We start from the raw sequence: 23,681 nt of genomic DNA, 5'->3' as shown, positions 1-23,681 counted from the left end.
TCAAAAGTTTTTATCTTTAGATTATTAACTTTTTGTTATAACTGTTTTAGCAAAAAGGTTATTTTTTAACAAAGATAAAATCATTATCATAAGCACCAGTTACCCGTTAAGGGGTTTAGTAATGTTAAATGTTTATTTAGAAAAAGGAAAGCAAAATGAAACGTAATTTAATCAAAACAATGTTAGTGTTAACTTTAGGTTTTTCGGCATTCAATGCGATGGCTGATGATAAAACCAGTGTTGAAATTGAACGCTCAATGAGCCAGTTACCAGCCAGTCCTGTAACGCAACCTACTGAACGTTACACAGAAACCAGAAAATTACTTGAGCAAAAATTAGAGCAATTAGCTCAAACTACGGATAAAGCACAATTTGACGGGCTATTACAACAAAGTCGTGAGCTAGCACAGCAAGCAAAATCATACAGCAATGATTTATTGGTGGATATGGGCGACAGTAGCGACAACCGCCGTTTAGAAGATGATGTGTTTTATAAACAATATCGTTTAAGTAAAATCATTAAATCTTTAGACCAAATTGAACAGGTAAGCCAAGACAATCAATTCGCTCAAGCACAACGTTTGGCGAAAGCGTTAAGTTAAGCCTTTGATTGTTAATTAAGTCAGTCAATAAGCATTACCATAAAGGTAATGCTTATTTTTTAGCAGTTAGGATTTTGTAATATGATATTGACGTAGCTTATTCGCCACTGCGGTGTGAGAAATGCCTAAACGATTGGCGAGTTTGCGTGTACTCGGATATTTTTCATAGAATTTTCGCAAAATCGCTGCTTCAAAATTCCCCATAATTTGTTCAAGGCTTTCTTCGCCGAATTGTTCAATATCCATAGATTGAATATCATTTTCCAATAAACTTAATCCCTCAATGGAAAGCTGTTGGTTTTCCGCCAAGGTGCAAGCACGATAAAGGGCATTATAGAGTTCCCTAACATTCCCTGCCCAAGGGTAATTAATCAAATATTGCAAAAAGGCTTGCTCATAGCGAGGTGGGTCAATGGCTAATTGTTGGCAAATTTGTTGAATAAACAAATCCAGTAAGGCAGGCACATCTTCTTTACGCTCTCTTAATGGGGGAATGGTTAAGGTTAAGACATTTAGGCGATGAAATAAATCGCTCCGCATTTTTCCTTGTTCTACATAATATTGTAAGGGAATTTGTGAGGTACAAATAACTCTCACATCGGCGTGATGCTCTTGTTCCTCGCCCACTCGGCGGAAAGAGCCGTCATTGAGAAAACGTAGCAACTTAGCTTGTAGCTCTAATGGCAATTCAGCCACATTATCCAATAACACCGTACCATTATGAGCATATTCAAAAAAACCTGTGCTTTGTTTGTTGGCAAGTGCTGAGCCAAACATTTCGCTTTCCGCTTCTTCTTGTGGTAAACCTGCACAATTAACGGCGATAAATTTTTGCTGTCCTCGAGGGCTAATATGATGACAAATTTTAGCGACTAATTCTTTTCCTGTGCCTGTTTCCCCTTGAATAAGCAAAGGGGCATCTAATAAAGCAAATTTTTTCGCTTTAGTAATCAATTCAAGCATTTTAGGACTCTTAGCAACAATTTCAGAAAAATTATGTTGAACGCTATCAGGTTTCATCTTTCCCCCTTAATAATATGATCGTTTTCAACATAATACGGCACGACTGTAAAATTGCCAAATGATTTTTGGAAAGTTTTATTTACAAAATTAAACTTACAATTTAACCCATTGCTTAATTAAATCCTCATCAATTTGCTGCCTTGACCACATTGTGGCTAAATCAGGTTCAGGGTATTTGCTATGGTTATAGCCCACTAAACGCGTAAAATCAAAAACGGCGTGAGGATAATCATTAATAAATAACAATGCCATAGTGCCGTTGTTTGCCCAACAAATTTCAAGTTTTCTCACTAATTGTGGTTGTTCAACGCTAGCAACATTATACACAAACAACGCGTCCACCACAGGTTGAGGTTTACTGGTATCAATGGCATAAAAATAGCCAGTTTCGCCATTATCCTCAAACATCACTGAATATTGTGGTTGTTCCATGGCGGTTGAGCCAATTTGCTTGGCTTTGCCAATATAAAGATCATCTTCTAGTCCTAATAGCATAGTTACTCCAAAAAATATAGAAAAAAACCACCGCACTTTTGGTTTGGTGGTTTCCATTGTGATTAATCTATCAAAATTAGGCTTGACCTTTCACTTCTTTTAAACCGTTGAAAGGGGCTTTATCGCCTAATGCTTCTTCAATACGAATTAATTGGTTGTATTTCGCTACACGATCAGAACGGCTCATTGAACCTGTTTTGATTTGACCTGCTGCTGTACCTACCGCTAAATCCGCAATAGTGGCATCTTCTGTTTCGCCTGAGCGGTGAGAAATTACTGCAGTGTAGCCTGCATCTTTTGCCATTTTGATTGCCGCTAAGGTTTCAGTTAATGAACCAATTTGGTTGAATTTAATCAAGATTGAGTTGGCAATACCTTTTTCAATCCCTTCTTTTAAGATTTTGGTATTCGTTACGAATAAGTCATCGCCCACTAATTGGATTTTGTCGCCCAATACTTTAGTTTGGTAAGCGAAACCGTCCCAGTCAGACTCGTCTTGACCGTCTTCAATGGATTTAATTGGGTATTCTTCACATAATTTCTCTAAATAATGGGTAAATTCTTGTGAAGTGAAAGATTTGCCTTCGCCTTTTAATTCATATAAACCGTTTTCTTTGTTATAGAATTCAGATGATGCACAGTCCATCGCAAGGGTAACATCTTTACCTAATACATAACCTGCTTTTTCTACCGCTTCTTTAATGCAAGCTAAGGCTTCTGCATTAGAAGATAAGTTAGGTGCGAAACCACCCTCATCACCTACGGCGGTGTTATAACCTTTAGATTTTAATACTTTCGCAAGGTTGTGGAAGACTTCTGCCCCAATGCGTACCGCTTCTTTTAATGTACTTGCACCCACTGGTTGGATCATAAATTCTTGAATATCAACGTTGTTATCCGCGTGTTCCCCACCGTTGATGATATTCATCATTGGTAATGGCATAGAATAAACACCCGGTGTGCCGTTTAATTCTGCAATATAAGCATATAATGGTAAACCTTTTGACGCAGCCGCCGCTTTTGCAGTTGCTAATGAAACAGCAAGGATTGCGTTAGCACCAAATTTAGATTTGTTATCTGTACCGTCAAGATCAATCATAATTTGATCGATTTCAGCTTGTGCCGTTCCTTCTTTACCAACTAAGGCATTAGCAATTTCATTATTTACCGCTGAAACCGCTTTTAATACCCCTTTACCTAAGAAACGTGCTTTATCGCCATCACGCAATTCTAAGGCTTCACGAGAACCTGTTGATGCACCAGACGGAGCAGCGGCTAAACCAACAAAGCCCCCTTCTAAATGCACTTCTGCCTCAACCGTTGGATTACCACGAGAATCGATAATTTCACGACCAATTACTTTAACGATTTTTGCCATTTTGTTTTCCTCTATGAGTTAACGTTAAAAATTAAAATAAATTCAGCATATACTAAATGGATTTTATCAAATTGTCTTGTAAAAAATCAGTTTTATTGATCAAGATCGGGATTTTTTACTTCTTTTGATGTTCTTTTGCCGCCTTTACAAACCCTGTGAATAATGGGTGTCCATCACGAGGGGTTGAGGTAAATTCTGGGTGGAATTGGCAAGCCACAAACCAAGGGTGATTTGGTACTTCAATAATTTCCACCAGTTTTTTATCCGCCGATAAACCTGTTACTTTTAGCCCAGCTTTTTCAATTTGTGGGCGTAACACATTATTTACTTCATAACGATGACGATGACGCTCTTCAATGGTGTCTGCACCGTATAATTGACGTGCTAAACTGCCTTCGGCTAAGTGGCATAATTGTGCCCCTAATCGCATAGTGCCACCTAAATCAGAATCAGAAGAACGGGTTTCCACCTTGCCTTCCGCATCTTGCCATTCAGTAATTAAACCAATCACAGGTTGCGCACAAGTGCGGTCAAATTCTGAAGAATTTGCTTCGCTTAGCCCTGCCACATTGCGTGCATATTCAATAAATGCCACTTGCATACCTAAGCAAATACCTAAATAAGGAATATGATTTTCCCTTGCATATTGTGCGGTTTTAATTTTGCCCTCAACACCACGATAACCAAAGCCGCCCGGAACTAAAATACCGTCAAGGTCTTTTAATAGCTCAGTACCTTTTTTCTCTACGTCTTCAGAGTCAATATATTTGATATTTACTGCTAAACGGTTTTTCAAGCCTGCGTGTTTTAAGGCTTCATTCACAGATTTATACGCATCAGGCAATTCGGTATATTTTCCAACCATACCAATGGTGACTTCGCCTGTTGGATTGGCTTCTTGATAAAGCACCTGTTCCCATTCCGATAAATCCGCCTCAGGGCAAGTTAAATGAAAACGATCACAAATAAACTGATCCAAACCTTGCGATTTTAATAACGCAGGAATTTGATAGATAGAACTCACATCTTTTAATGAAATCACTGCTCGCTCAGGCACATTACAAAATAAAGCAATTTTTGCTCGTTCATTGGGTGGGATCATTCGGTCTGAGCGACAAACTAACACATCAGGCTGAATACCAATAGATAATAATTCTTTTACCGAATGTTGCGTTGGCTTGGTTTTCACTTCGCCTGCGGTTGGAATATATGGCACAAGGGTTAAGTGCATAAATAAGGTACGCTCACGCCCCACTTGCACCGCTAATTGACGTAACGCCTCTAAGAAAGGTAAAGACTCTATATCGCCAACGGTTCCGCCCACTTCAACAATGGCAACATCATGCCCTGCTGCACCGTCAATCACTCTGGCTTTAATTTCATTAGTAATATGCGGAATAACTTGAATGGTTGCCCCTAAATAATCGCCACGCCGTTCTTTACGCAATACCTCAGAATAAATTTTACCTGTGGTAAAGTTATTGCGTTTGGTCATTTTGGTGCGAATAAAACGTTCATAATGCCCTAAATCCAGATCGGTTTCTGCCCCGTCTTGGGTAACAAACACTTCGCCATGCTGGGTTGGACTCATTGTACCCGGATCCACATTAATGTAAGGATCAAGTTTCATCATGGTGACATTTAAACCACGTGCTTCTAAAATTGCCGCAAGAGAGGCTGCAGCAATGCCTTTACCAAGGGAAGATACGACACCGCCCGTTACAAAAATATAATTTGTTGCCATGTTGAAACCTAAATTTTATTGTGTTGATTTGAAGAAAAAGTGAGATACCCATAGGCGTTCTACTTTGGAAATAAGACAAAATGACACGAAGAACACAGCACCAATGGTACAGCAAGCCAACGCGGTATTATGTCAAAAGTAAGATAGCCAATAAGTATCAGGACGGGACAGTAGTTTACAGCAAAGCCGATATTATCTCAATCATTGAATGTGGATTTTCATAAAAAATTGCCCCGCTAAGCCAATACTTAACGGGGCAGAAAATTAAAGAATATCTAATAATTCTACTTCAAAAATCAAGGTGCTAAATGGCGGAATTGATGCTCCTGCACCACGTTCACCATAGGCTAATTGATGCGGAATAGTTAATTTCCATTTTGATCCCACTGGCATCATAGATAACGCCTCAATCCAACCTGCAATCACGCCATTTACAGGAAATTCCGCAGGTTGCCCACGTTGTACGGAACTGTCAAAAACAGTGCCGTCAATTAATGATCCGGTATAATGTACTCGCACTTTATCTTGACGAGAAGGCACTTTTCCCTCGCCAGCCACTAAAACTTCATATTGCAAGCCAGAATCCGTTTCCACCACATTCGCATTTTGCTTATTTTGGGCTAAATAATCTTTGCCTGCTTGTTCAATTTGTGCAAACTGCGCTTGACGTTGTTGCTCTGCCGCTTGGTGTAGCTGCTGTAAGGCTTGGGTCACCACATTAAAATCTAGGGCTGGGGGATTTTGTTTTAACGTATCAAAAATGCCCTTTGCCAACGCAGCCACATCAATTTGCAAACCGCTTTCCATTAACTGTGAGCCAATTTGCAAACCAACACCATAGCTGCCTTGTGCCTTAATATCATCTAATTTGACTTGAGCTAAAAATTGTTCTGTCATTTTGTTTTCCTTCTATTTTTCATCACTTTATTGTTGATAAGCCATAATCTCGCCCACTTTTACAAAACTATCCACCTGTAAATAGTCGGCTAACTGTACTGCCCCCGCCGGGAATAAATTAATTACTGTTGAACCTAACTGAAAAGCCCCCATTTCCTGCCCTTTTTTCAACTCAATGGCTTGCTCTCCCTCGTAACTCCAAGTTTTCACCTCTTTACTGCGTGGCGGATTAACCACACCACTCCAAACCGTACTCATACTTGCAGTAATGGTTGCCCCCACCAAAATTTGCACCATTGTGCCAAAAGCCGTATCAAACACACAAATTAATCGCTCATTGCGAGCTAATAAATTCGGAATATGGCGATTTAAAAAAGGATTTACCGAAAATAATTCCCCCGGCACATAAATCATCTTACGCAACTTGCCATCACAAGGCATATGCACCCGATGATAATCTCTTGGCGACAAATAGGTAGTAACAAAATCCCCTTGTTTAAAGGTTTCTACTAACTCATTATCCTCTGCCAATAAATCTTTTAACTGAAAAAAATGTCCTTTGGCTTGCAATAACAGTCCCTCATCAATATGTCCACATTGACTAATACGTCCGTCAGCAGGTAAACAAAGTGCCTTAGGATCTTGATTGATCGGGCGTACATTCTCGGCTAATGGACGAATAAAAAAAGCATTAAAATTTTCATAATGTTCAACTTGCGGAAACTTCGCCTCATTCATATCTACCTGATATTTCTTGATAAATGCCTTAATTCCCCACTGGGTTACCATGCCCCACTTTTGCTTGGCTAACCAGCCTGCCAACTGGGTTAAATAAAGCTGTGGCATCACATATTGAAAAGCAATTTTTACACGTTGCCAATAGGATAATTCTGTTTGTTTTGTCATATTTATTTGCCTTAACTTGTTGATCAAATAGGACTAAACGGCGAATTATAGCAGTTTCTCGCTATTCTGAGAAATATTATAGTCATTTCAATTTATCGCCGTTTTCCCTTGCGATAGTTAATAAATGATTATAATATAAACAACATCAATGATTTTTATCGCTAAAAACTCTCAAATAAACAATATAGATAGTCAAAAGCTATCAATTTAATTGGTGGTAAATTATTAAATTTTGCCTATAATAATCAACAAGTTTGATAGATATTAACGATTAAATTTTTAACTTTCATTAGAGGAGATAATTATGTCTAAAGTAACTAAATTAAGAGAATTACACGCATCTATTAAATCATTTACCTTTGAAATGCAAAAATACCATTGGACAATCAAAGGAAAAGGATTTTACACCTTACATAAAGCCTTTGAAGAACTTTATGACTGGGGTTTTGAACAAGAAGATGAAATCGCTGAACGCCTATTAATTATCGGCGAACAACCTGTACTTTCATTACAACAAATTATTGAATTAAATAAAATCAGCGTATTAGCGGAATCTGATCTGGTAGAAAATAAAATGATCGACAATTTGCGTGACGCTTTCGCTACCTTATTAGCGGTTGCAAGACAAGCTCTTGAACAATGCGAAGACGAAGACGTCGGCACAGACGCTTTACTCTCTGATTTTATCGCTGATGTTGAAAAACGCGCTTGGATGTTGCGTGCTTACTTAGCTTAATTAAATCGTTTGTTTCATCAATTTTGTACCCCAAAAAAGTGCGGTTAAAAATGACCGCACTTTAGTAATGTAATACCTCTTATTTTGTTTCTCTGCCTGATTTAATTAACAGTAAAAAGGCTTAATTTAGCTCTCGTCAGTTGTTGTACTTGAGCAAATTGATTATCTTAACTCACTTGTTCAATTTGATCTAAAGATTTAATGATTTTACTTAAACGGTATTGTTTATAAAACATATCATATTCTAAACGGTGATTATCGCTACTGTCGCCCATATCTATCAATAAATGATTACTATATGAATTAAATTACGTTTTATTTTACTTCCTTTCTTCTAAATAAAAATTTAACATTACTGCCCCCTTAACGGGTAACTGGTGCTTATGATAATGATTGTATTTTTGTTAAAAAATAGCCTTTTTGCTAATTACAGCCTTATAACTAATCTACTATCCAGTTGCTTTCCCACCAATATAAAATTACCCCAGCCACCACGTTTTTGGTGCAGGGGTTACAAAAAATTTATTGAGGTTTAAGGAAATTTTTTAAAAACTAACCGCACTTTACCCCCGCATTTTTTGCCGAATACGGGTTAGGTGTTGGCGTTTAATACCCAAATAGGAAGATAAATCGGTAAGAGAAAGACGTTTGAGTAAGTTAGGCTGTTGTTGCATAAATTGGCGATAGCGTTTTTCCGATTGGCTGATTAAGAAACTTTCAGTGCGGTATAGATAGCTGGCAAAAGCTTGTTCTAATTGTAGGCGGAAAAAACGTTCTAGTTGTGGGCTTTGTTGTAAGCTATGTTGAATATGGGCGAAAGGTAAGCCGATTAGGGTGCAGTGTTCTAAGCATTGAAAGCTGTATTTACTGGGGCGTTGTTGCATATAGGCAAGGTAATCGCCAGCAAATTGCCCCTCTTGGCAAAAATTAATGTTGGTCAGTTCGCCTTGTTCATCGCTGTAATAAACTTTAATCAGCCCGTGGCAAAGATACACCATTTGTGTAGGGATTTCGCCTGCTTGCAATAAATGGCTTTTATTGGCAAGTTGAAACAGGGTTAAGCCGCTGGCAAATTGATTGAGTTCGGCGGAGCTGATTTGTGGGCAGCTTTGTTGAATTTGGCTTAATAAGGGGGTGAATTGGGCTAACATTTTGCTTTTCTGGAAAAATTTGGGTGATGTTAGTATAAATTATTTATAAAAAAATAAAAATGACACAAACGTGTCAGGAAATTTGCCTTAATACTCACGATAATAACCGCTCTTTTATTGTTTTCAAGGAGCAAAGATGAAAATTGCAGTGATTGGTGCGTCAGGACAAACTGGGCGTTTAGTGGTAGAGCAAGCGTTAGCGTGAGGTTTTGAAGTGGTAGCTTATGTGCGTGAGCAGGCACGTTTGCCGTTGCAACAGGCAAATTTAACAGTGATTGAGGGAACGTTGCAACAAACCTCGCATTTGGCTAAGGCGTTGCAGAGGTGTACGGCTGTTCTCTGTTGTTTGGGAACGCATCAGTTACGCAAGGTGCAATTTATGCAGGAACATTTGCCGTTGCTGGCACAAGCCATGCAGTTGGCGTCGGTCAATCGCTTGATTTTGTTATCGGCTTTTGGCGTGGGGCAATCTTATGCCAAAGCCAATGGCTTAGCGAAATTGGCATATCGTACATTGGTTAAATCCGTTTATCAGGATAAAGCCTTATCGGAACAGGCGTTAGCCAAAACGGACTTGACAACTACTCTCATTTTGCCAACGGTATTAAATCTTGCCCCATTGTCTGATCAAGTGATGGTCAAGCCTTTAACCCAAGTGGCAAGCGTCAATGGTTTGGCGAAGGTAGGGCGCACGAATGTGGCAAAAGCGATGTTAGATTGCGTTACCGATAAGCAAAGCATTGGACAGCAGTTGGTGGTAGCGCCTGCGGAGGCGGTACGGTACAGGGCATGCACTTAATTGGGCAAAGCATGACACTGAACTTTATCCCCCCCTTCTCGCTTTCAGGTGGTCTCTTTATGACTACCTGAAAAATTTTAAAAACCCACCGCACTTATTTCAAATTCACACGATAAAAATCCACCAACTTGGCAAAAGGAATTTTATCGGCATTATCGTACATATCGGTATGATTTGCCCCTTGCACATAATAAAGTTCTTTCGGCTCGCCTGCGTTTTGGTATGCCATTTCGCTAAAGATTTTGGATTGCGCCTCATCGCCTGTGATAAACAACACAGGGCGCGCCAAGCGGTCTAAATCGTTAAGCGGATAGAAATTGGCAAATTTCACATTGCTAGACAAGGTTGGCATAGTGGTATGATTTTTATCCGCACCTGCTGGGGTAAACTCGCCGCGTGCAGTGCGGTAAAAATCGTAAAATTCCCGTTGCATCGCATCAGTGTCAGGTTTAAGCTCGGTTACCGTTCCGCCTGTATAAACTGGGCTTGCCCCTTGATATTCTTGACGGCGTTGTTCACTGCTGTCGGCAAGCACACTCGGATTGGCTGCCAATAAGCCTCGCATTACCGTTCCCATATCCACCATTGCCACCGTTGCCACCGCCTTGATACGCGGATCGATTTTGCTTGCGTCCAACACATAGCCACCACTGGCGCAAATGCCTAGCACCGCAATCCGATCAGACTGAATAAAAGCCAGCGATTGCAAATAATCCACCGCACTGCTAAAAGCATCAGCATACAACGTCGGCTCAACCGCTTGACGAGGTTGCCCACCGCTTTCGCCCCAAAACGGCAAATCAATGGCTAATGTGGCAAAGCCTTGCTCCGCCAACACTTGGGCATACAACATTGAGGCTTGTTCTTTCACCGCCCCTAAAGGGTGTCCAATTACAATAGCGGGCAACTTGCCCTGCGTACGCTCAAAGCCCTTTGGCAACACCAAATTGCCCACAATCTCAATGCCATAAGGATTGGCAAAACGCACTTTTTCTATTTGCACCTGCTGGCTTTGATAAAAATTTTGATAACCTGTTGGATAAGACATATTCTGCTCCTGTGCATAACTGAATGGACTAATCAAACTCCCTGCCATCAGCAGGGATAACAATAATTTTTTTAGTTTCATTGATAAACTCCTCAACTTGTTGATATGGTTATCATAACACCACTAATTTAGGCGAAAAATAGCGAAAAAAGAATAAGACCTATAACTTAAAGTTGATAATCAAACAGCCTTGTTACACAAGGCTGCCTGAAATTTTCGCAAAACCCACCGCACTTATTTTAAATTCGCTTTAAAAAATTGTTCAAATTGCTCAAAAGGGATTTTGCCTGTGCTGTTGTCGTATAAGTCCGTATGCACTGCATTTGGCACGATAAGCAATTCTTTATTTTCTGCCCCTACCGCCTTGAAGGCGTCTTCCGAAAAATAGCGTGAGTGGGCGTTTTCGCCTGCCACAATCAGGGTTGGGGCTTGGATTTCATTGGCGTAAGAAAGTAAAGGCATATTCATAAACGCTAAAGGGGTTACCGTTGTCCATGTGCTGTTGGAGTTGACCGAGCGTGGGTGGAAACCGCGTTCGGTGGTGTAAAATTGTGAGTATTCACGCACAAATTGTGGCACGTCGTCGGTAACGTTTTCGTATTTAATCAAGGCATTATCGGCTAAGGTGGCGTAGTTTTGCTGGCTGGCAGATACGCGCCCTTGATTGATGCCTTGTTTCATCGCCAAGCGTTGCTCTGGTGTGTTGCTGTCATTATAGCCTTTTGCCATCACTCGGCTCATATCGTACATGACGCTGGTTGCCACCGCTTTGATACGGGTATCAATCGCCGCCGCGTTTAATGCCATTCCGCCCCAACCGCATACTCCTAAAATACCGATAGCTTCAGGATTAACCTTGTCTAATTGGGCTAAATAATCCACTGCGGCGCTAAAATCTTCGGTGTTGATTTCGGGCGAGGCTTGATTGCGTGGCAAGCCGCTGCTTTCTCCTGTGAATGAGGGGTCAAAGGCAAGGGTAACAAAACCACGCTCCGCCAAAGTTTGCGCGTATAAGCCTGAGGATTGTTCTTTCACCGCACCAAAAGGTCCGCTTACCGCAATGGCGGGCAATTTGCCTGTCGCCCCTTTTGGCACATATAAATCGGCGGCGAGGGTAATGCCGTAGCGATTGTTAAAGGTCACTTTGTAATGCTCAACCTTGTCGCTTTGTGGGAAAATTTTATCCCATTGTTGCGTTAATTGAATAGATTGGGCTGGGATTTCAATCGCGGTTTGGTTTTGTGGGGTGATTGCCATAGCGTTTGCTCCTAATAATGTTGTGGATAATAATAAAGCCGAAGTTAAGATTTTTAGTTTCATTTCAATGTCCTCTTGTGAATAACTTGGGCGTATTATGCCAAGCAAAAGGGATTGGATAAAGGCGCGATTTGTTATAATATTTATGCGTTTTTGTTATCAATCAAGGGAGGAAATATGTTGGAAAAAGAGTATTTAAGCGCCTTATACCAATTTATGTGGGTGGCAGAGCTGGGCAGTTTTAGCCAAGCGGCGGACAAACTCAATATGGCACAAGCAGGGGTAAGCCGTAGCGTGAAAAGTTTGGAAAACCATTTAGCCGTCAAACTGTTACACCGCACCACTCGCCGTTTATCCCTCACCCAAGCAGGCGAGCAGTTGTATCACAGTGCCAAACAAAGTTTTCAGCTGTTAGAAAACGGACTGAACCGCCTTGATTTTTTACGTGATATACCCAAAGGCAAAGTACGGATTACCGCCAGTCGCCACGCCATTGAATACATTTTAATCCCCAAGCTCGCCCATTTTGCCCAAGATTACCCCGATATTCAGCTGGAATTATTGGAAAATAATGCCTTTGTGGATATTATCGCCGAACGCTACGATGCTGGCGTCAGGCTGGGCGATAATGTGGCGGAAGGTATGGTGGCAGTGAAAATCAGCCCAGAATTGCCCTGCGCGGTGGTGGGTAGCCCTGACTTATTTAAACGCTATGGCATACCGCAACACCCCAACGACTTAAACCATTTCCCTTGTTTAACCTATCAACTGAAAACAGGGCGGATTTACGACTGGGCATTTAACGACAACGGCGAAACCCTCTGCCATAAACCAAGCCATAGTTGGGTTTTCAACGACTCGCAAGCCATTATGCAAGCGGCAAAATTCGGCATTGGTTTAGCCTATGAACCCCTAGATTTAGTGCAAAATGAACTGACAAACGGTAGCCTTATAGCGGTTTTAAGGGATTACTGTATCAATCTAGACAGCTTGTATCTTTATTATCCCGATAGAAACATTAGCCCTGCCTTAAGGTTGGTGGTGGATTGTTTGCGGGAGTGAGAAAACTTTTTGAAAATGCACCGCACTTTTTATGCTAACAACCCAAATTCCCCTTAGCTTACGAGTAAAAATACGCCTCTTTTTCTTTGGTAACAAAGCATAAAAGCCTAAACTGATTTCTTTATAAAAAGGAAAAAAGATGAATAAAATCGTATTGTTGCGTGGCGTAATGCCAACAGGGAAAAATAGTATTCCTAAAATGTCCTATTTGGTTGAGATTTTACAAGATGCGGGATTTCGCGCGGTGAAAACCTATATTCAAAGTGGCAATATTTTGTTGCAAAGCAATCAATCTGACGATGAAGTTAAACAGATTGTTCATCATGTGATTGAAGAAAAAATATAGTCGTTCCACTTTAAAATAATACAGTGTTGGCACGCCTCGCCGTACTATCTGTACTGTCTTCGGCGTGCCGCCTTGTCTTATTTTAAATTGAAACGACTATAGGTTCGGATTTGACGGTTATCGTGAAAGCACCCCATCAATTTGCTACCGCTATTGCCGAACAACCTTTTTCAGCAACATTAGATAAAACGCGAATTCATTTGGTTTTTAGTCAAGATAGCTTTCCTGTGGATAAATTAACGCCCTTATTACAAGAGGATTTTGGTGATGAAATCATCAAGCAAGGCAGTGAATGTCTTTATTTGTATCTTCCGCGAGAGGCGAAAAAGAAACCTTTATACACCAATTACCTTGAAAAACGACTGAATTGTGCAATGACGGCTCGTAAACTCAGTGTTATTCATCGTTTGCTTGAGATGGTGTCTTAAAAGAGTTGATTGAAAATTTTTTGAAAATAGATCGCACTTAAAATCTTAGTTTTTTAAATTTCAAGGTTAATATAGTGGTATTCAATTTTTGAAAAGTTTACCGTATTTGCTAATATACAAATGGTTATTGGTAATAAACTGAGTTTTTAAGATGACAATTAATTAGATAAGGAAAACAGTATGAATAAAAAATTCGTTTATATACTTGGATTATCTGTTGTACTGCTAACGTCCTGTGCTGCTCCAACAACTATGCATCAGCGTTTTGAGCAAGTTAGCACGTATTTACAACAAAATAGTCAACCGTTAGGTAATGTACGTTTTTATGATGTACCTGCTGCTGATAATCCCATTTCTAATGCCATAATCATTAGTACAACACAAGTCAATTCATCTTTGCCCTCTGTTCAACAAGTTGTTGAGCAAATTACACAAGGAATACCTATTGCGGTAACATCAGCTAGCCCATCACTGGCACTCGCCAATGTGCGTTCGGCGGTGCGTAGTGTTCCACAAGGACAAAATGCAACGGTTTATGTTTTAGCTGAGCGTGATGAAGATCTGGAAAAAACAGCTTCGGCGAAAGGTATTCGCTTGTTTTTTGTTTCTCCCTCTCGCTAGTTCTAGAATAGTGTAGAGTTTTCACGATAATAGAAAAGTTGCCTAGAGTTTAATCTATTTTCTAAAAAATTCAGGCAGCTTTTATCCAAAGCCACCTGAAAATTTTTTAAAAACAGACCGCACTTTTTGTGCGTAGGGATTAAATATCTAAGTTTGCATATAAGGCATTGCTTTCAATAAATTCGCGACGTGGTTCTACTTCATCGCCCATTAGGGTGGTAAAGAGTTGGTCAGCGGCGACAGCGTCTTTAATGGATACTTTCAACATACGGCGGGCATTAGGATCCATAGTGGTTTCCCATAATTGTTCCGCATTCATTTCGCCCAATCCTTTATAACGTTGAATGGTTAAACCTCGGCGTGATTCTTTGACTAACCAATTTATCGCTTGTTCAAAAGAAGTAATGGCTAACTTGCGTTCGCCTCGTAGGATATAAGCACTATCATCTAATAAGCCTTGTAGTTGTTGCCCCAATTTCACAATGCGAGCATATTCTGAGCTTTCGGCAAAGTTAAAATCTAGTGGATAGTCAATATCTATGCCATGGGTGCGTACGGTAAGCAACACTTGATAAAGCTGGCGTTCGCCATTGTAATCAATACGATAGCTGTAATGATTGCCACTGGTTTCTTGTTCCGTTAATTTTTCTACTAACTGGTTTGCCCATTGTTGTAATGCGCTTTCATTTTGCATTAATTCAAGGCTTAAGGTTGGTTGGTAGATAAGTTGATTAAGTAATGCACTTGGATAACGGCGGTTAAGACGTTGGATCATTTTTTGTACATTATTATATTCCGCCACTAGTTTTTCTAGGGCTAAACCATTCATCGCAGGGGCATTTTCATTAACATACAAAGACGCACCCTCAAGGGCAATGGCAAGCTCATATTGCGTCATAGCTTCATCGTCTTTGATATATTGTTCCTGTTTGCCTTTTTTCACTTTATAGAGTGGCGGTTGAGCAATATAAACATGCCCCCGTTCAATTAACTCTGGCATTTGGCGATAGAAAAAGGTTAATAATAGGGTACGGATATGTGAGCCGTCCACGTCCGCATCGGTCATAATGATAATGCTGTGATAGCGTAATTTATCAGGATTATATTCATCACGCCCAATGCCACAGCCAAGTGCGGTAATCAAGGTTGCGACTTCTTGCGAAGAAAGCATTTTATCAAAACGGGCTTTTTCCACATTAAGGATTTTCCCTTTTAATGGCAAGATCGCTTGATTTTTACGGTTACGCCCTTGTTTTGCTGAACCGCCAGCAGAATCCCCCTCCACTAAGTAGAGTTCAGATAAAGCAGGATCTCGTTCTTGGCAATCGGCTAATTTCCCCGGCAAGCCCCCTAAATCTAACGCCCCTTTACGGCGAGTCATTTCTCTGGCTTTGCGTGCTGCTTCTCTGGCACGAGCGGCATCTTGGATTTTGCTTACCACAATTTTGGCATCATTCGGATTTTCCAATAAGTAATCTTGGAAACGTTCGCCCATAGCGGATTCCACCGCCCCTTTGACTTCAGAAGACACCAATTTATCTTTGGTTTGTGAAGAAAATTTTGGATCAGGCACTTTAACGGAAATAATCGCCACCAAGCCTTCACGAGCATCATCACCTGAGGTGCTGATTTTATTTTTCTCTTTTTTGCCTGCGTTGTCTTCCATATATTTATTTAACACACGGGTCAATGCCCCTCGGAAACCCGCTAAGTGCGTACCGCCATCACGTTGTGGAATATTGTTGGTAAAGCAATACACATTTTCGTTATAGCCGTCATTCCATTGCAATGCCACTTCCACACCAATACCGTCTTTCTCGGTAGAAAAATAAAAAGGTTTTTGATGAATAGGGGTTTTATTTTTATTGAGATATTCCACAAAGGCTTGGATACCGCCTTCATAATGGAAATGATCTTGTTTATCAGTGCGTTTATCCAATAATTTAATGGATACCCCTGAGTTTAAGAAAGATAATTCACGCAAGCGTTTGGCTAAAATATCATATTCAAATTCAACATTGCTGAAAATAGTTGGACTTGGCCAAAAACGTACGGTTGTCCCTGTTTGCGAGGTTTCGCCAATGACGGCTAAAGGCGCTTGCGGTTCGCCGAGTTGGTAGAATTGCTCGTGTACTTTGCCCTCACGGCGGATAGTCAGTTGGAGTTTATCGGATAGCGCATTGACCACTGAAACCCCTACGCCATGTAAACCACCAGAAACTTTATAGGAATTATCATCAAATTTTCCCCCTGCGTGTAATACCGTCATAATTACTTGAGCAGCGGAAACCCCTTCTTCTTCGTGAATACCCACAGGAATACCACGTCCATCATCTTGTACTGAAACGGAATTATCAGAATGAATAGTAACAATAATATCCTTACAATGCCCTGCTAAGGCTTCATCAATGGCATTATCCACTACTTCAAAGACCATATGATGTAACCCTGTTCCGTCATCGGTATCCCCAATATACATTCCGGGACGTTTGCGTACCGCATCAAGCCCTTTTAATACTTTAATACTTGATGCACCATAAGATTCAGGCGTGTTCGTTGACATAATTTTCTCTGTTGTAAAATGATAAAAATTAGCCGAGATTATAGCAGAATTTGTGATTATTATCATCTTCTTAATTGTTATTGCTATATTATAGTCAGAGAGAAAATCTTGGATAGCTGATCTTGAAGGTAAAATTCCCTTAAATGATTTGTAGTTATAAGCTAACTTGTTTACAATGCTGAACAGATTTATGTTTGAGAGAAAATTATGCGAAAAAATCCTTTTTTAATTGTTCTTGTATTGGCTGTCAGTTTCGTTACAGGTTGTTCTAGTATCAATCCTGAAACAGGGGAACGTAATGATCCCATTCAGGGCTTTAACCGAACCATGTGGGATTTTAACTATAATGTGGTAGATCCTTATGTGTTAAAACCCGTAGCAACTGGCTGGAAAAATTATGTTCCTCAGCCCGTAAGAACAGGATTAGTCAATGTGGCAAATAACCTTGATGAACCTGTGAGCTTTGTAAATCGTTTACTTGAGGGAGATGCTAAAAAAGCCATTGTGCATTTTAATCGTTTCTGGATCAACTCGGTATTTGGCTTAGGAGGATTAATTGATTGGGCGAGTTATAGTGATCCGCTCAAAATTGATGGTGAGCGTACCTTTGGCGATACTTTAGGCAGTTATCATGTAGATCCCGGTATTTATATTATGTTGCCATTATATGGGGCAACTACGCCGAGAGAGGCAACAGGGGCGGTAGTGGATAGTGCTTATACTTATGCCTTTTATGATTGGGTTGGTGGACCTTGGGCGTTAGTAAAATGGGGTGTGCAAGGCATTGATAAACGTGCTAAAGCTATTGATCAAGAGGCTTTGTTAAAGCAATCGCAAGATCCTTATGTTACGTTTCGTGAGGCGTATTATCAAAATCTTGAATTTAGAGCCACTGACGGTAAGGCGAGAGAAATCAAAGAAACCTTATCTGATGAGCAATTACAACAAATTGATTAATTAAAATTTTATTGTATTAGGGGTATGTTATGGAAATGACCGCAACGCAACGTCTTATTTTAGCCAATCAATATAAATTAATGGCATTATTGGACAGTGATAACGCACAAAAATATCAACGTTTAGAAATTATTGTGCGTGGTGGATTTGGTTTAGAACTCAAAGAGTTAGATAAAGAATTTTCGGATTTATCTGAACAAGATTGCCGTTTAGTGCTAGATACGTTAGAAATGTATAATGCCTTACAAGTGTCTTATAATCATCTTAAAGATAAATCGGCGATCAGTGAACATCGTTTAACTTTCCCCGGTTATTGTGCGGTGCGTGAGAAAAAATATTTGAATTATTTGCGTTTTATCACAGGAGTAGAGGGCAAATATCGTGAATTTATGCATTGTGCCCATGGCTGCGATTCGCAAGTTCCAATGAATGACAAATATCGCAAAATGCTTGAAGAATTACGCCGTTGTCCGCACGAATATCATCTCAGTGCGGCGGAAATTCAGAAAATTTTAGATGCCTAAAAAATAATGGAAAAATATACCGCACTTTTTGTTGTGGTATATTTTTTTATTCATCATTATAACAACTAGATTTTTGAGTAATTATTATGGCTTTTCCATTAAAAAATGATCGTTATCTTAGAGCTTTATTGCGTCAACCTGTGGATATGACCCCCGTATGGATGATGCGTCAAGCAGGGCGTTATTTACCTGAATATAAAGCCACTCGAGCAACTGCCGGAGATTTTATGGCGTTATGCCGTAATGCGGAGTTAGCTTGCGAAGTAACGTTACAACCATTACGCCGTTATCAGCTTGATGCTGCCATTTTATTTTCCGATATTTTAACCATTCCTGATGCCATGGGATTAGGCTTAAGTTTTGGGGCTGGCGAAGGTCCTAAATTTGCCAAGCCTATTCAAGGTAAACAAGATATTGAACAATTACCTATTCCTGATCCTGAACAAGAATTGCAGTATGTGATGAATGCAGTACGGACAATTCAGCGTGAATTAAAAGGCGAAGTGCCTTTAATCGGTTTTTCGGGTAGCCCTTGGACATTAGCCACTTATATGGTTGAGGGAGGCTCAAGCAAAGCCTTTACTAAAATAAAAAAAATGTTGTACGCTGAACCGCACTTACTTCATCAGTTATTAAACAAAATTGCAGATGCTGTGATCTTATATCTTAATGCACAAATCAAAGCTGGCGCACAAGCGGTAATGATCTTTGATACTTGGGGCGGTGTATTATCTCAACAAGCCTATTTAGAATTTTCTTTGCACTATATGCACAAAATTATCAACGGACTTATTCGAGAAAATGAAGGACGTAAAGTGCCTGTTACCCTATTTACCAAAGGGGGAGGATTATGGTTAGAGGCTATTGCTGAAACAGGCTGTGATGCTATTGGGCTAGATTGGACAATAGATATAGCACAAGCACGAGCCAGAGTGGGGCATAAAGTGGCATTACAAGGTAATATGGATCCGAGCGTGCTTTATGCTCCTGCGGAGCGTATTGTGCAAGAAGTGCAAACCATCTTAACCGCATTCGGGCAAGGCAGTGGACATATTTTTAACCTTGGGCATGGTATTCATCAAGATGTTCCCGTAGAAAGCCCTAAAATTTTAGTGGATAGTATTCATCAATATTCACAACAATTTCATTGTCAGCAGGGATAATTATGAGAAACCCCATTCATAAACGTTTAGAAAAATTTTCCAGTTGGCAACATTTAACTTTTATGGCTTGTTTATGTGAGCGAATGTTGCCTAATTTTGCTTTATTTTGTCAAATGACCGATCAAGCGAAACAAGCTATGGTTTATAAAAATATTCTTAATCTCGTTTGGGAATATTTGACGGTTAAAAGCTGTAAAATTAATTTTGATCAGCAATTAGAAAAATTTGAAACCATTATTCCTGATATTAATCATTATGATTTTTATGGTGTAGAACCTGCCATAGATGCTTGTGAAGCCTTATCTGAATTATTGCATGCTATTATTGGCGGTGAATATTTACAACATGCTATTAGAATAAGCCAAAACTCCCTAAAAACAGTAGCGACTTATGTCTCTTTAACTCAACAACGAGAATTGTCCGAGCAAGCATTAAAACATAGCGAAGAAATTCAAACAGAACTTGATGTGCAATGGGCGATTTATCGTAGTTTAAATGAATGTGAAGAAAGGGATTTAGATGTGATTTTATCCCTTAAAAATGAGCTAAGAATGGAAAAAATCAGTAATATCGGCATAAAAATGGACGAATAATGTGATTTTTTTAACATTTTTAGTAGATAGTGCTTTGCTTTCGTGCAAAGTTAGATTAAGCTAGTTATCACTGTAACTTTACAGTGAAAAGTAAATTTTAGATAGAAAGGAATTTGATTTCTTTTTCAGCTTAATTTAGTTTTTAATAAAAAGTCTAGAGGGTAATTATTATTATGAACAAAACTGATTTAATTGATGCAATTGCAAGCGCTGCAGAGTTAAACAAAAAACAAGCTAAAGCAGCGTTAGAAGCAACATTAGATGCTATTACTGCAAGCCTAAAAGCAGGTGATTCTGTGCAATTAATTGGTTTCGGTACATTCAAAGTGAATGAGCGTAAAGCACGCACTGGCCGTAATCCACAAACAGGTAAAGAAATCCAAATTCCAGCCTCAAAAGTACCTGCTTTTGTTTCTGGTAAAGCACTTAAAGATGCAGTTAAATAATTTTATCTAAATTATTTATTCTCTTTTAACCCCACTATGCTGAATAGTGGGGTTATTTTCATTTTTTCTTCATTATTGCTAACGGTTTTGCTGTTGGCGACTTATTTTCAAGGGAACGATTATAATTGAAAAACCCACCGCACTTTAGCTCAAATAGTTTGAAAAAACCTTTACATCTTATATTTTCCTCTATAAAATTTCGTTTCAAAATCAAACCGAAAGAAAAATATGTCAAAACGTAATACTCAACAACGCCGTCATACCATTATGCAACTCTTGCAAGAGCAAGGAGAAGTGTCTGTAGAACAACTTGTGAGCTTATTTGATACCTCTGAAGTAACCATTCGCAAAGATCTTACCGCATTAGAAGCCAATGGCTTTTTATTGCGCCGCTATGGTGGGGCGGTTTTGATGCCGAGTGAATTATTATATGAGCCTCAATCACAACATCTTTCGAAACAAAAGTTAGCCATAGCTAAAGCCGCAGCGGAACGTATTCGTGATCACAATCGCATTATTGTGGATAGTGGTAGCACGACAGCAGCGTTAATTAGCCAATTAAATCATAAGCAAGGTTTAATTGTTATGACAAATTCTTTATCGGTGGCAAACGAATTATCTGCTCTGGAAAATGAACCTACCTTGTTGATGACAGGGGGAACTTGGGATACCCGTTCGGAGTCTTTTCAGGGCAAGGTAGCGGAGCAGGTGTTACGTTCTTATGATTTTGACCAATTATTTATTGGTGCAGACGGTATTGATTTAGCACGTGGTACAACGACCTTTAATGAATTAGTGGGATTAAGCCAAGTGATGGCAGAGGTTTCACGAGAAGTGATTGTAATGGTGGAATCACAAAAAATAGGGCGAAAAATGCCGAATTTGGAATTAGCTTGGCAACAAATTGATCGGTTAATTACCGATGATTTGTTGGATAAAGAAATAAAAAAACAAATAGAAGCACATCATGTGGAAGTGATTTGTGCGTAAACATTAAGGATTAAATTATGTGTGGAATTGTGGGTGCAGTGGCACAACGTGACGTAGCTGAAATCTTAATTGATGGGCTACATCGTTTAGAATATCGTGGTTATGATTCAGCAGGGGTTGCCATTTTAGATCAACAACATCATTTGCATATTGTTCGCCGAGTTGGCAAAGTGAAAGCCTTGGAAGAAGCCCTTGAAGCACAACCTTTATTGGGGGGAACAGGGATTGCTCATACCCGTTGGGCAACTCATGGTGAGCCATCAGAAATTAATGCTCACCCTCATCGTAGCGGTAAAATTGCGGTAGTACATAATGGGATTATTGAGAATTATGAACAACTGCGTAGCCAATTACAGCAACAAGGTTATCAATTTGTTTCACAAACGGATACCGAAGTGATTGCCCATTTAGTGGCTCAGCAATATGCCCAAACCCATAATCTATTAAGTGCGGTGCAAAATGCCGTAGAAAAATTGCGTGGTGCTTATGGTATGGTGGTAATGTTACAAGATGATCCTGATCATTTGGTGGTGGCACGTTCTGGTAGTCCGATTGTAATTGGATTAGGGGTAGGTGAAAATTTTATTGCTTCTGATCCCCTCGCATTATTAAGCGTTACTCGCCGTTTTATTTATTTAGAAGAAGGGGATATTGCCCAAATTTCTCGCCGCCAAGTGGCGATTTGGGATAAAACAGGGCAACAAGTGGAACGAGAAGTTCACGAGGGGAATTTTGAAACCGATGCGGCAGATAAAGGGCAATATCGCCACTATATGCAAAAAGAAATTTTTGAGCAACCTGTTGCCATTATGAATACCCTTGAGGGGCGTATTGCTAATGGTAAAGTAGTGTTAGAGGCGATTACCCCTAATGCTCAGCAAATCCTCAGTAAGGTGGAACATATCCAAATCGTGGCTTGTGGTACGTCTTATAATGCCGGTATGGTGGCTCGCTATTGGCTTGAGGGCATTGCAGGAGTGAGCTGTGACGTGGAAATTGCCTCAGAATATCGCTATCGTCAGTTTGTTAGTCGCCCCAATAGCCTCTTAATTACCCTTTCTCAATCAGGGGAAACGGCGGATACTTTAGCCGCATTACGTTTGGCAAAACAAAAAGGCTTTATGTCCGCAATGACGATTTGTAATGTCGCGAGTTCCTCTTTGGTGCGTGAATCCGATTTTGCCTTTATGACAAGAGCAGGGGTTGAAATTGGTGTCGCCTCAACCAAAGCTTTTACTACTCAATTAACCTGTTTATTATTATTAACTACCGCACTTGGGCGTTTAAAAGGCAATCTTTCTGAACAACAAGAACAGCACATTGTTCAGGCTTTACAACGTCTGCCAGCTCAAATTGAGCAAGCCTTAATTTATGACAAAGAAATAGAAAAGCTCTCAGAGGATTTTGCCGATAAACATCATACGCTGTTTTTAGGACGAGGCGAATATTATCCTATTGCTATGGAATCGGCATTAAAACTTAAAGAAATTTCCTATATTCATGCGGAGGCTTATGCCGCAGGTGAATTAAAGCATGGTCCTCTTGCCTTGATTGATAATGATATGCCTGTGGTGGTGGTTGCCCCAGAAAATGATTTATTAGAGAAAGTAAAATCAAATATTGAGGAAGTGCGGGCAAGAGGAGGGCAACTTTATGTATTTGCTGATGCAGGCGCTGGTTTTGATGCCAGCGAGGGGATAAAAACCATTTTATTGCCTAAGGTTGATATGGTTACAGCCCCTATTCTTTATACTGTGCCATTGCAGTTATTGTCTTATCACATTGCCTTAATAAAAGGAACAGACGTGGATCAACCGCGTAATTTAGCAAAAGCGGTTACAGTGGAATAATAATATTGCCCCTATTAAATGGGGCAATGTTATTTCTTTTCGTTTATATTAATATGCCCATAAAAAATTCCTTAATCTCTCCGATTCTCTTTACCTAACTAG

General features: G+C 39.8%; 24 protein-coding genes. 14 read left to right on the top strand and 10 right to left on the bottom strand.

Translation table 11 applies throughout. The features are described from left to right. The first annotated feature begins 155 nt into the window (after positions 1–155). Entirely contained in the window at positions 156–602 is a 447-nt protein-coding gene (locus A6A20_RS08155) for a hypothetical protein (protein WP_279572963.1), read from the top strand. A gap of 66 nt (positions 603–668) precedes the next feature. Here the strand turns inward: A6A20_RS08155 and A6A20_RS08150 are convergent, their stop codons facing one another. The 6 genes from A6A20_RS08150 to asd all read right to left on the bottom strand — a co-directional run bounded on the left by A6A20_RS08150 (position 669) and on the right by asd (position 7,045). Further along, on the bottom strand, positions 669–1,622 hold the full coding sequence (locus tag A6A20_RS08150) for a sigma 54-interacting transcriptional regulator (protein ID WP_279572962.1): 954 nt from the start codon (positions 1,620–1,622) through the stop codon (positions 669–671). A 96-nt stretch (positions 1,623–1,718) separates the two neighbouring features. Continuing rightward, entirely contained in the window at positions 1,719–2,120 is a 402-nt protein-coding gene (locus A6A20_RS08145; protein ID WP_279572961.1) for a DUF2251 domain-containing protein, read from the bottom strand. 76 nt (positions 2,121–2,196) lie between these two features. Further along, positions 2,197–3,498, bottom strand: a complete 1,302-nt coding sequence (eno, locus tag A6A20_RS08140) for a phosphopyruvate hydratase (protein ID WP_279572960.1) — start codon at positions 3,496–3,498, stop codon at positions 2,197–2,199. Positions 3,499–3,613: 115 nt separating this feature from the next. Continuing rightward, on the bottom strand, positions 3,614–5,242 hold the full coding sequence (pyrG, locus tag A6A20_RS08135) for a glutamine hydrolyzing CTP synthase (protein ID WP_279572959.1): 1,629 nt from the start codon (positions 5,240–5,242) through the stop codon (positions 3,614–3,616). A 264-nt stretch (positions 5,243–5,506) separates the two neighbouring features. Next, positions 5,507–6,139: a BamJ family beta-barrel-assembly machinery protein gene (bamJ, locus tag A6A20_RS08130; RefSeq protein ID WP_279572958.1), complete on the bottom strand. Its 633-nt coding sequence runs from the start codon at positions 6,137–6,139 to the stop codon at positions 5,507–5,509. A gap of 27 nt (positions 6,140–6,166) precedes the next feature. Next, positions 6,167–7,045 carry an archaetidylserine decarboxylase gene (gene asd, locus A6A20_RS08125; RefSeq protein ID WP_424585425.1) on the bottom strand — a complete coding sequence of 293 codons (879 nt, stop codon included), beginning with the start codon at positions 7,043–7,045 and terminating at the stop codon, positions 6,167–6,169. 304 nt (positions 7,046–7,349) lie between these two features. Between asd and A6A20_RS08120 the strand changes: the two genes are divergently transcribed. Continuing rightward, a complete protein-coding gene (locus tag A6A20_RS08120; protein ID WP_279572957.1) occupies positions 7,350–7,781 on the top strand; it encodes a Dps family protein in 432 nt (143 codons plus the stop codon). A 563-nt stretch (positions 7,782–8,344) separates the two neighbouring features. Here A6A20_RS08120 and A6A20_RS08115 read toward each other — a convergent pair. Beyond that, positions 8,345–8,932 (bottom strand): Crp/Fnr family transcriptional regulator, encoded by a 588-nt coding sequence (locus A6A20_RS08115; protein WP_279572956.1) that lies wholly within the window; start codon positions 8,930–8,932, stop codon positions 8,345–8,347. Between the two features lie 214 nt (positions 8,933–9,146). On the opposite strand from A6A20_RS08115, the gene A6A20_RS08110 reads away from it, so the two are divergent. After that, positions 9,147–9,731 (top strand): NAD(P)-dependent oxidoreductase, encoded by a 585-nt coding sequence (locus tag A6A20_RS08110; RefSeq protein ID WP_279572955.1) that lies wholly within the window; start codon positions 9,147–9,149, stop codon positions 9,729–9,731. A 94-nt stretch (positions 9,732–9,825) separates the two neighbouring features. Here A6A20_RS08110 and A6A20_RS08105 read toward each other — a convergent pair whose 3' ends face one another. Both A6A20_RS08105 and A6A20_RS08100 read right to left on the bottom strand, forming a co-directional pair. Next, positions 9,826–10,860 carry an alpha/beta hydrolase gene (locus A6A20_RS08105; RefSeq protein WP_279572954.1) on the bottom strand — a complete coding sequence of 345 codons (1,035 nt, stop codon included), beginning with the start codon at positions 10,858–10,860 and terminating at the stop codon, positions 9,826–9,828. Positions 10,861–11,013: 153 nt separating this feature from the next. After that, on the bottom strand, positions 11,014–12,099 hold the full coding sequence (locus A6A20_RS08100) for an alpha/beta hydrolase (RefSeq protein ID WP_279572953.1): 1,086 nt from the start codon (positions 12,097–12,099) through the stop codon (positions 11,014–11,016). A gap of 114 nt (positions 12,100–12,213) precedes the next feature. On the opposite strand from A6A20_RS08100, the gene A6A20_RS08095 reads away from it, so the two are divergent. The 4 genes from A6A20_RS08095 (at position 12,214) to A6A20_RS08080 (ending at position 14,493) form a co-directional block, all read left to right on the top strand. Further along, positions 12,214–13,098, top strand: coding sequence for a LysR family transcriptional regulator (locus A6A20_RS08095; protein WP_279572952.1), 885 nt, complete (start codon positions 12,214–12,216; stop codon positions 13,096–13,098). A gap of 139 nt (positions 13,099–13,237) precedes the next feature. Continuing rightward, complete coding sequence (locus tag A6A20_RS08090; RefSeq protein ID WP_279572951.1) at positions 13,238–13,444, top strand: DUF1697 domain-containing protein; 207 nt, start codon at positions 13,238–13,240, stop codon at positions 13,442–13,444. A 110-nt stretch (positions 13,445–13,554) separates the two neighbouring features. Next, positions 13,555–13,872 (top strand): hypothetical protein, encoded by a 318-nt coding sequence (locus A6A20_RS08085; protein WP_279572950.1) that lies wholly within the window; start codon positions 13,555–13,557, stop codon positions 13,870–13,872. A gap of 180 nt (positions 13,873–14,052) precedes the next feature. Continuing rightward, positions 14,053–14,493, top strand: a complete 441-nt coding sequence (locus A6A20_RS08080; protein ID WP_279572949.1) for a hypothetical protein — start codon at positions 14,053–14,055, stop codon at positions 14,491–14,493. A gap of 139 nt (positions 14,494–14,632) precedes the next feature. Here A6A20_RS08080 and gyrB read toward each other — a convergent pair whose 3' ends face one another. Beyond that, complete coding sequence (gyrB, locus tag A6A20_RS08075) at positions 14,633–17,056, bottom strand: DNA topoisomerase (ATP-hydrolyzing) subunit B (RefSeq protein ID WP_279572948.1); 2,424 nt, start codon at positions 17,054–17,056, stop codon at positions 14,633–14,635. Positions 17,057–17,263: 207 nt separating this feature from the next. On the opposite strand from gyrB, the gene A6A20_RS08070 reads away from it, so the two are divergent. The 7 genes from A6A20_RS08070 to glmS all read left to right on the top strand — a co-directional run bounded on the left by A6A20_RS08070 (position 17,264) and on the right by glmS (position 23,579). Next, entirely contained in the window at positions 17,264–18,013 is a 750-nt protein-coding gene (locus A6A20_RS08070; RefSeq protein ID WP_279572947.1) for an MlaA family lipoprotein, read from the top strand. Between the two features lie 29 nt (positions 18,014–18,042). Beyond that, entirely contained in the window at positions 18,043–18,537 is a 495-nt protein-coding gene (locus tag A6A20_RS08065; protein WP_279572946.1) for a YfbU family protein, read from the top strand. 86 nt (positions 18,538–18,623) lie between these two features. Beyond that, positions 18,624–19,700, top strand: coding sequence for a uroporphyrinogen decarboxylase (gene hemE / locus A6A20_RS08060; RefSeq protein ID WP_279572945.1), 1,077 nt, complete (start codon positions 18,624–18,626; stop codon positions 19,698–19,700). Positions 19,701–19,702: 2 nt separating this feature from the next. Further along, complete coding sequence (locus A6A20_RS08055) at positions 19,703–20,293, top strand: YjaG family protein (protein WP_279572944.1); 591 nt, start codon at positions 19,703–19,705, stop codon at positions 20,291–20,293. Positions 20,294–20,466: 173 nt separating this feature from the next. Next, a complete protein-coding gene (locus A6A20_RS08050; RefSeq protein ID WP_279572943.1) occupies positions 20,467–20,739 on the top strand; it encodes an HU family DNA-binding protein in 273 nt (90 codons plus the stop codon). A 228-nt stretch (positions 20,740–20,967) separates the two neighbouring features. Then, positions 20,968–21,729: a DeoR/GlpR family DNA-binding transcription regulator gene (locus A6A20_RS08045; RefSeq protein WP_279572942.1), complete on the top strand. Its 762-nt coding sequence runs from the start codon at positions 20,968–20,970 to the stop codon at positions 21,727–21,729. 17 nt (positions 21,730–21,746) lie between these two features. Next, positions 21,747–23,579, top strand: coding sequence for a glutamine--fructose-6-phosphate transaminase (isomerizing) (gene glmS, locus A6A20_RS08040; RefSeq protein ID WP_279572941.1), 1,833 nt, complete (start codon positions 21,747–21,749; stop codon positions 23,577–23,579). The last annotated feature ends 102 nt before the right edge of the window (positions 23,580–23,681 follow it).

Origin of the sequence: Volucribacter amazonae (assembly GCF_029783845.1) — a bacterium.
GTDB classification, from domain to species: domain Bacteria; phylum Pseudomonadota; class Gammaproteobacteria; order Enterobacterales; family Pasteurellaceae; genus Volucribacter; species Volucribacter amazonae.
This window is presented reverse-complemented; position numbering and strand designations above follow the sequence as displayed.

Coding starts and splice junctions, on each gene's coding strand:
- A6A20_RS08155 (WP_279572963.1), top strand. CDS start 156: ATGAAACGTAATTTAATCAAAACAATGTTAGTGTTAACTTTAGGTTTT.
- A6A20_RS08150 (WP_279572962.1), bottom strand. CDS start 1,622: ATGAAACCTGATAGCGTTCAACATAATTTTTCTGAAATTGTTGCTAAG.
- A6A20_RS08145 (WP_279572961.1), bottom strand. CDS start 2,120: ATGCTATTAGGACTAGAAGATGATCTTTATATTGGCAAAGCCAAGCAA.
- eno (WP_279572960.1), bottom strand. CDS start 3,498: ATGGCAAAAATCGTTAAAGTAATTGGTCGTGAAATTATCGATTCTCGT.
- pyrG (WP_279572959.1), bottom strand. CDS start 5,242: ATGGCAACAAATTATATTTTTGTAACGGGCGGTGTCGTATCTTCCCTT.
- bamJ (WP_279572958.1), bottom strand. CDS start 6,139: ATGACAGAACAATTTTTAGCTCAAGTCAAATTAGATGATATTAAGGCA.
- asd (WP_424585425.1), bottom strand. CDS start 7,045: ATGACAAAACAAACAGAATTATCCTATTGGCAACGTGTAAAAATTGCT.
- A6A20_RS08120 (WP_279572957.1), top strand. CDS start 7,350: ATGTCTAAAGTAACTAAATTAAGAGAATTACACGCATCTATTAAATCA.
- A6A20_RS08115 (WP_279572956.1), bottom strand. CDS start 8,932: ATGTTAGCCCAATTCACCCCCTTATTAAGCCAAATTCAACAAAGCTGC.
- A6A20_RS08105 (WP_279572954.1), bottom strand. CDS start 10,860: ATGAAACTAAAAAAATTATTGTTATCCCTGCTGATGGCAGGGAGTTTG.
- A6A20_RS08100 (WP_279572953.1), bottom strand. CDS start 12,099: ATGAAACTAAAAATCTTAACTTCGGCTTTATTATTATCCACAACATTA.
- A6A20_RS08095 (WP_279572952.1), top strand. CDS start 12,214: ATGTTGGAAAAAGAGTATTTAAGCGCCTTATACCAATTTATGTGGGTG.
- A6A20_RS08090 (WP_279572951.1), top strand. CDS start 13,238: ATGAATAAAATCGTATTGTTGCGTGGCGTAATGCCAACAGGGAAAAAT.
- A6A20_RS08080 (WP_279572949.1), top strand. CDS start 14,053: ATGAATAAAAAATTCGTTTATATACTTGGATTATCTGTTGTACTGCTA.
- gyrB (WP_279572948.1), bottom strand. CDS start 17,056: ATGTCAACGAACACGCCTGAATCTTATGGTGCATCAAGTATTAAAGTA.
- A6A20_RS08070 (WP_279572947.1), top strand. CDS start 17,264: ATGCGAAAAAATCCTTTTTTAATTGTTCTTGTATTGGCTGTCAGTTTC.
- A6A20_RS08065 (WP_279572946.1), top strand. CDS start 18,043: ATGGAAATGACCGCAACGCAACGTCTTATTTTAGCCAATCAATATAAA.
- hemE (WP_279572945.1), top strand. CDS start 18,624: ATGGCTTTTCCATTAAAAAATGATCGTTATCTTAGAGCTTTATTGCGT.
- A6A20_RS08055 (WP_279572944.1), top strand. CDS start 19,703: ATGAGAAACCCCATTCATAAACGTTTAGAAAAATTTTCCAGTTGGCAA.
- A6A20_RS08050 (WP_279572943.1), top strand. CDS start 20,467: ATGAACAAAACTGATTTAATTGATGCAATTGCAAGCGCTGCAGAGTTA.
- A6A20_RS08045 (WP_279572942.1), top strand. CDS start 20,968: ATGTCAAAACGTAATACTCAACAACGCCGTCATACCATTATGCAACTC.
- glmS (WP_279572941.1), top strand. CDS start 21,747: ATGTGTGGAATTGTGGGTGCAGTGGCACAACGTGACGTAGCTGAAATC.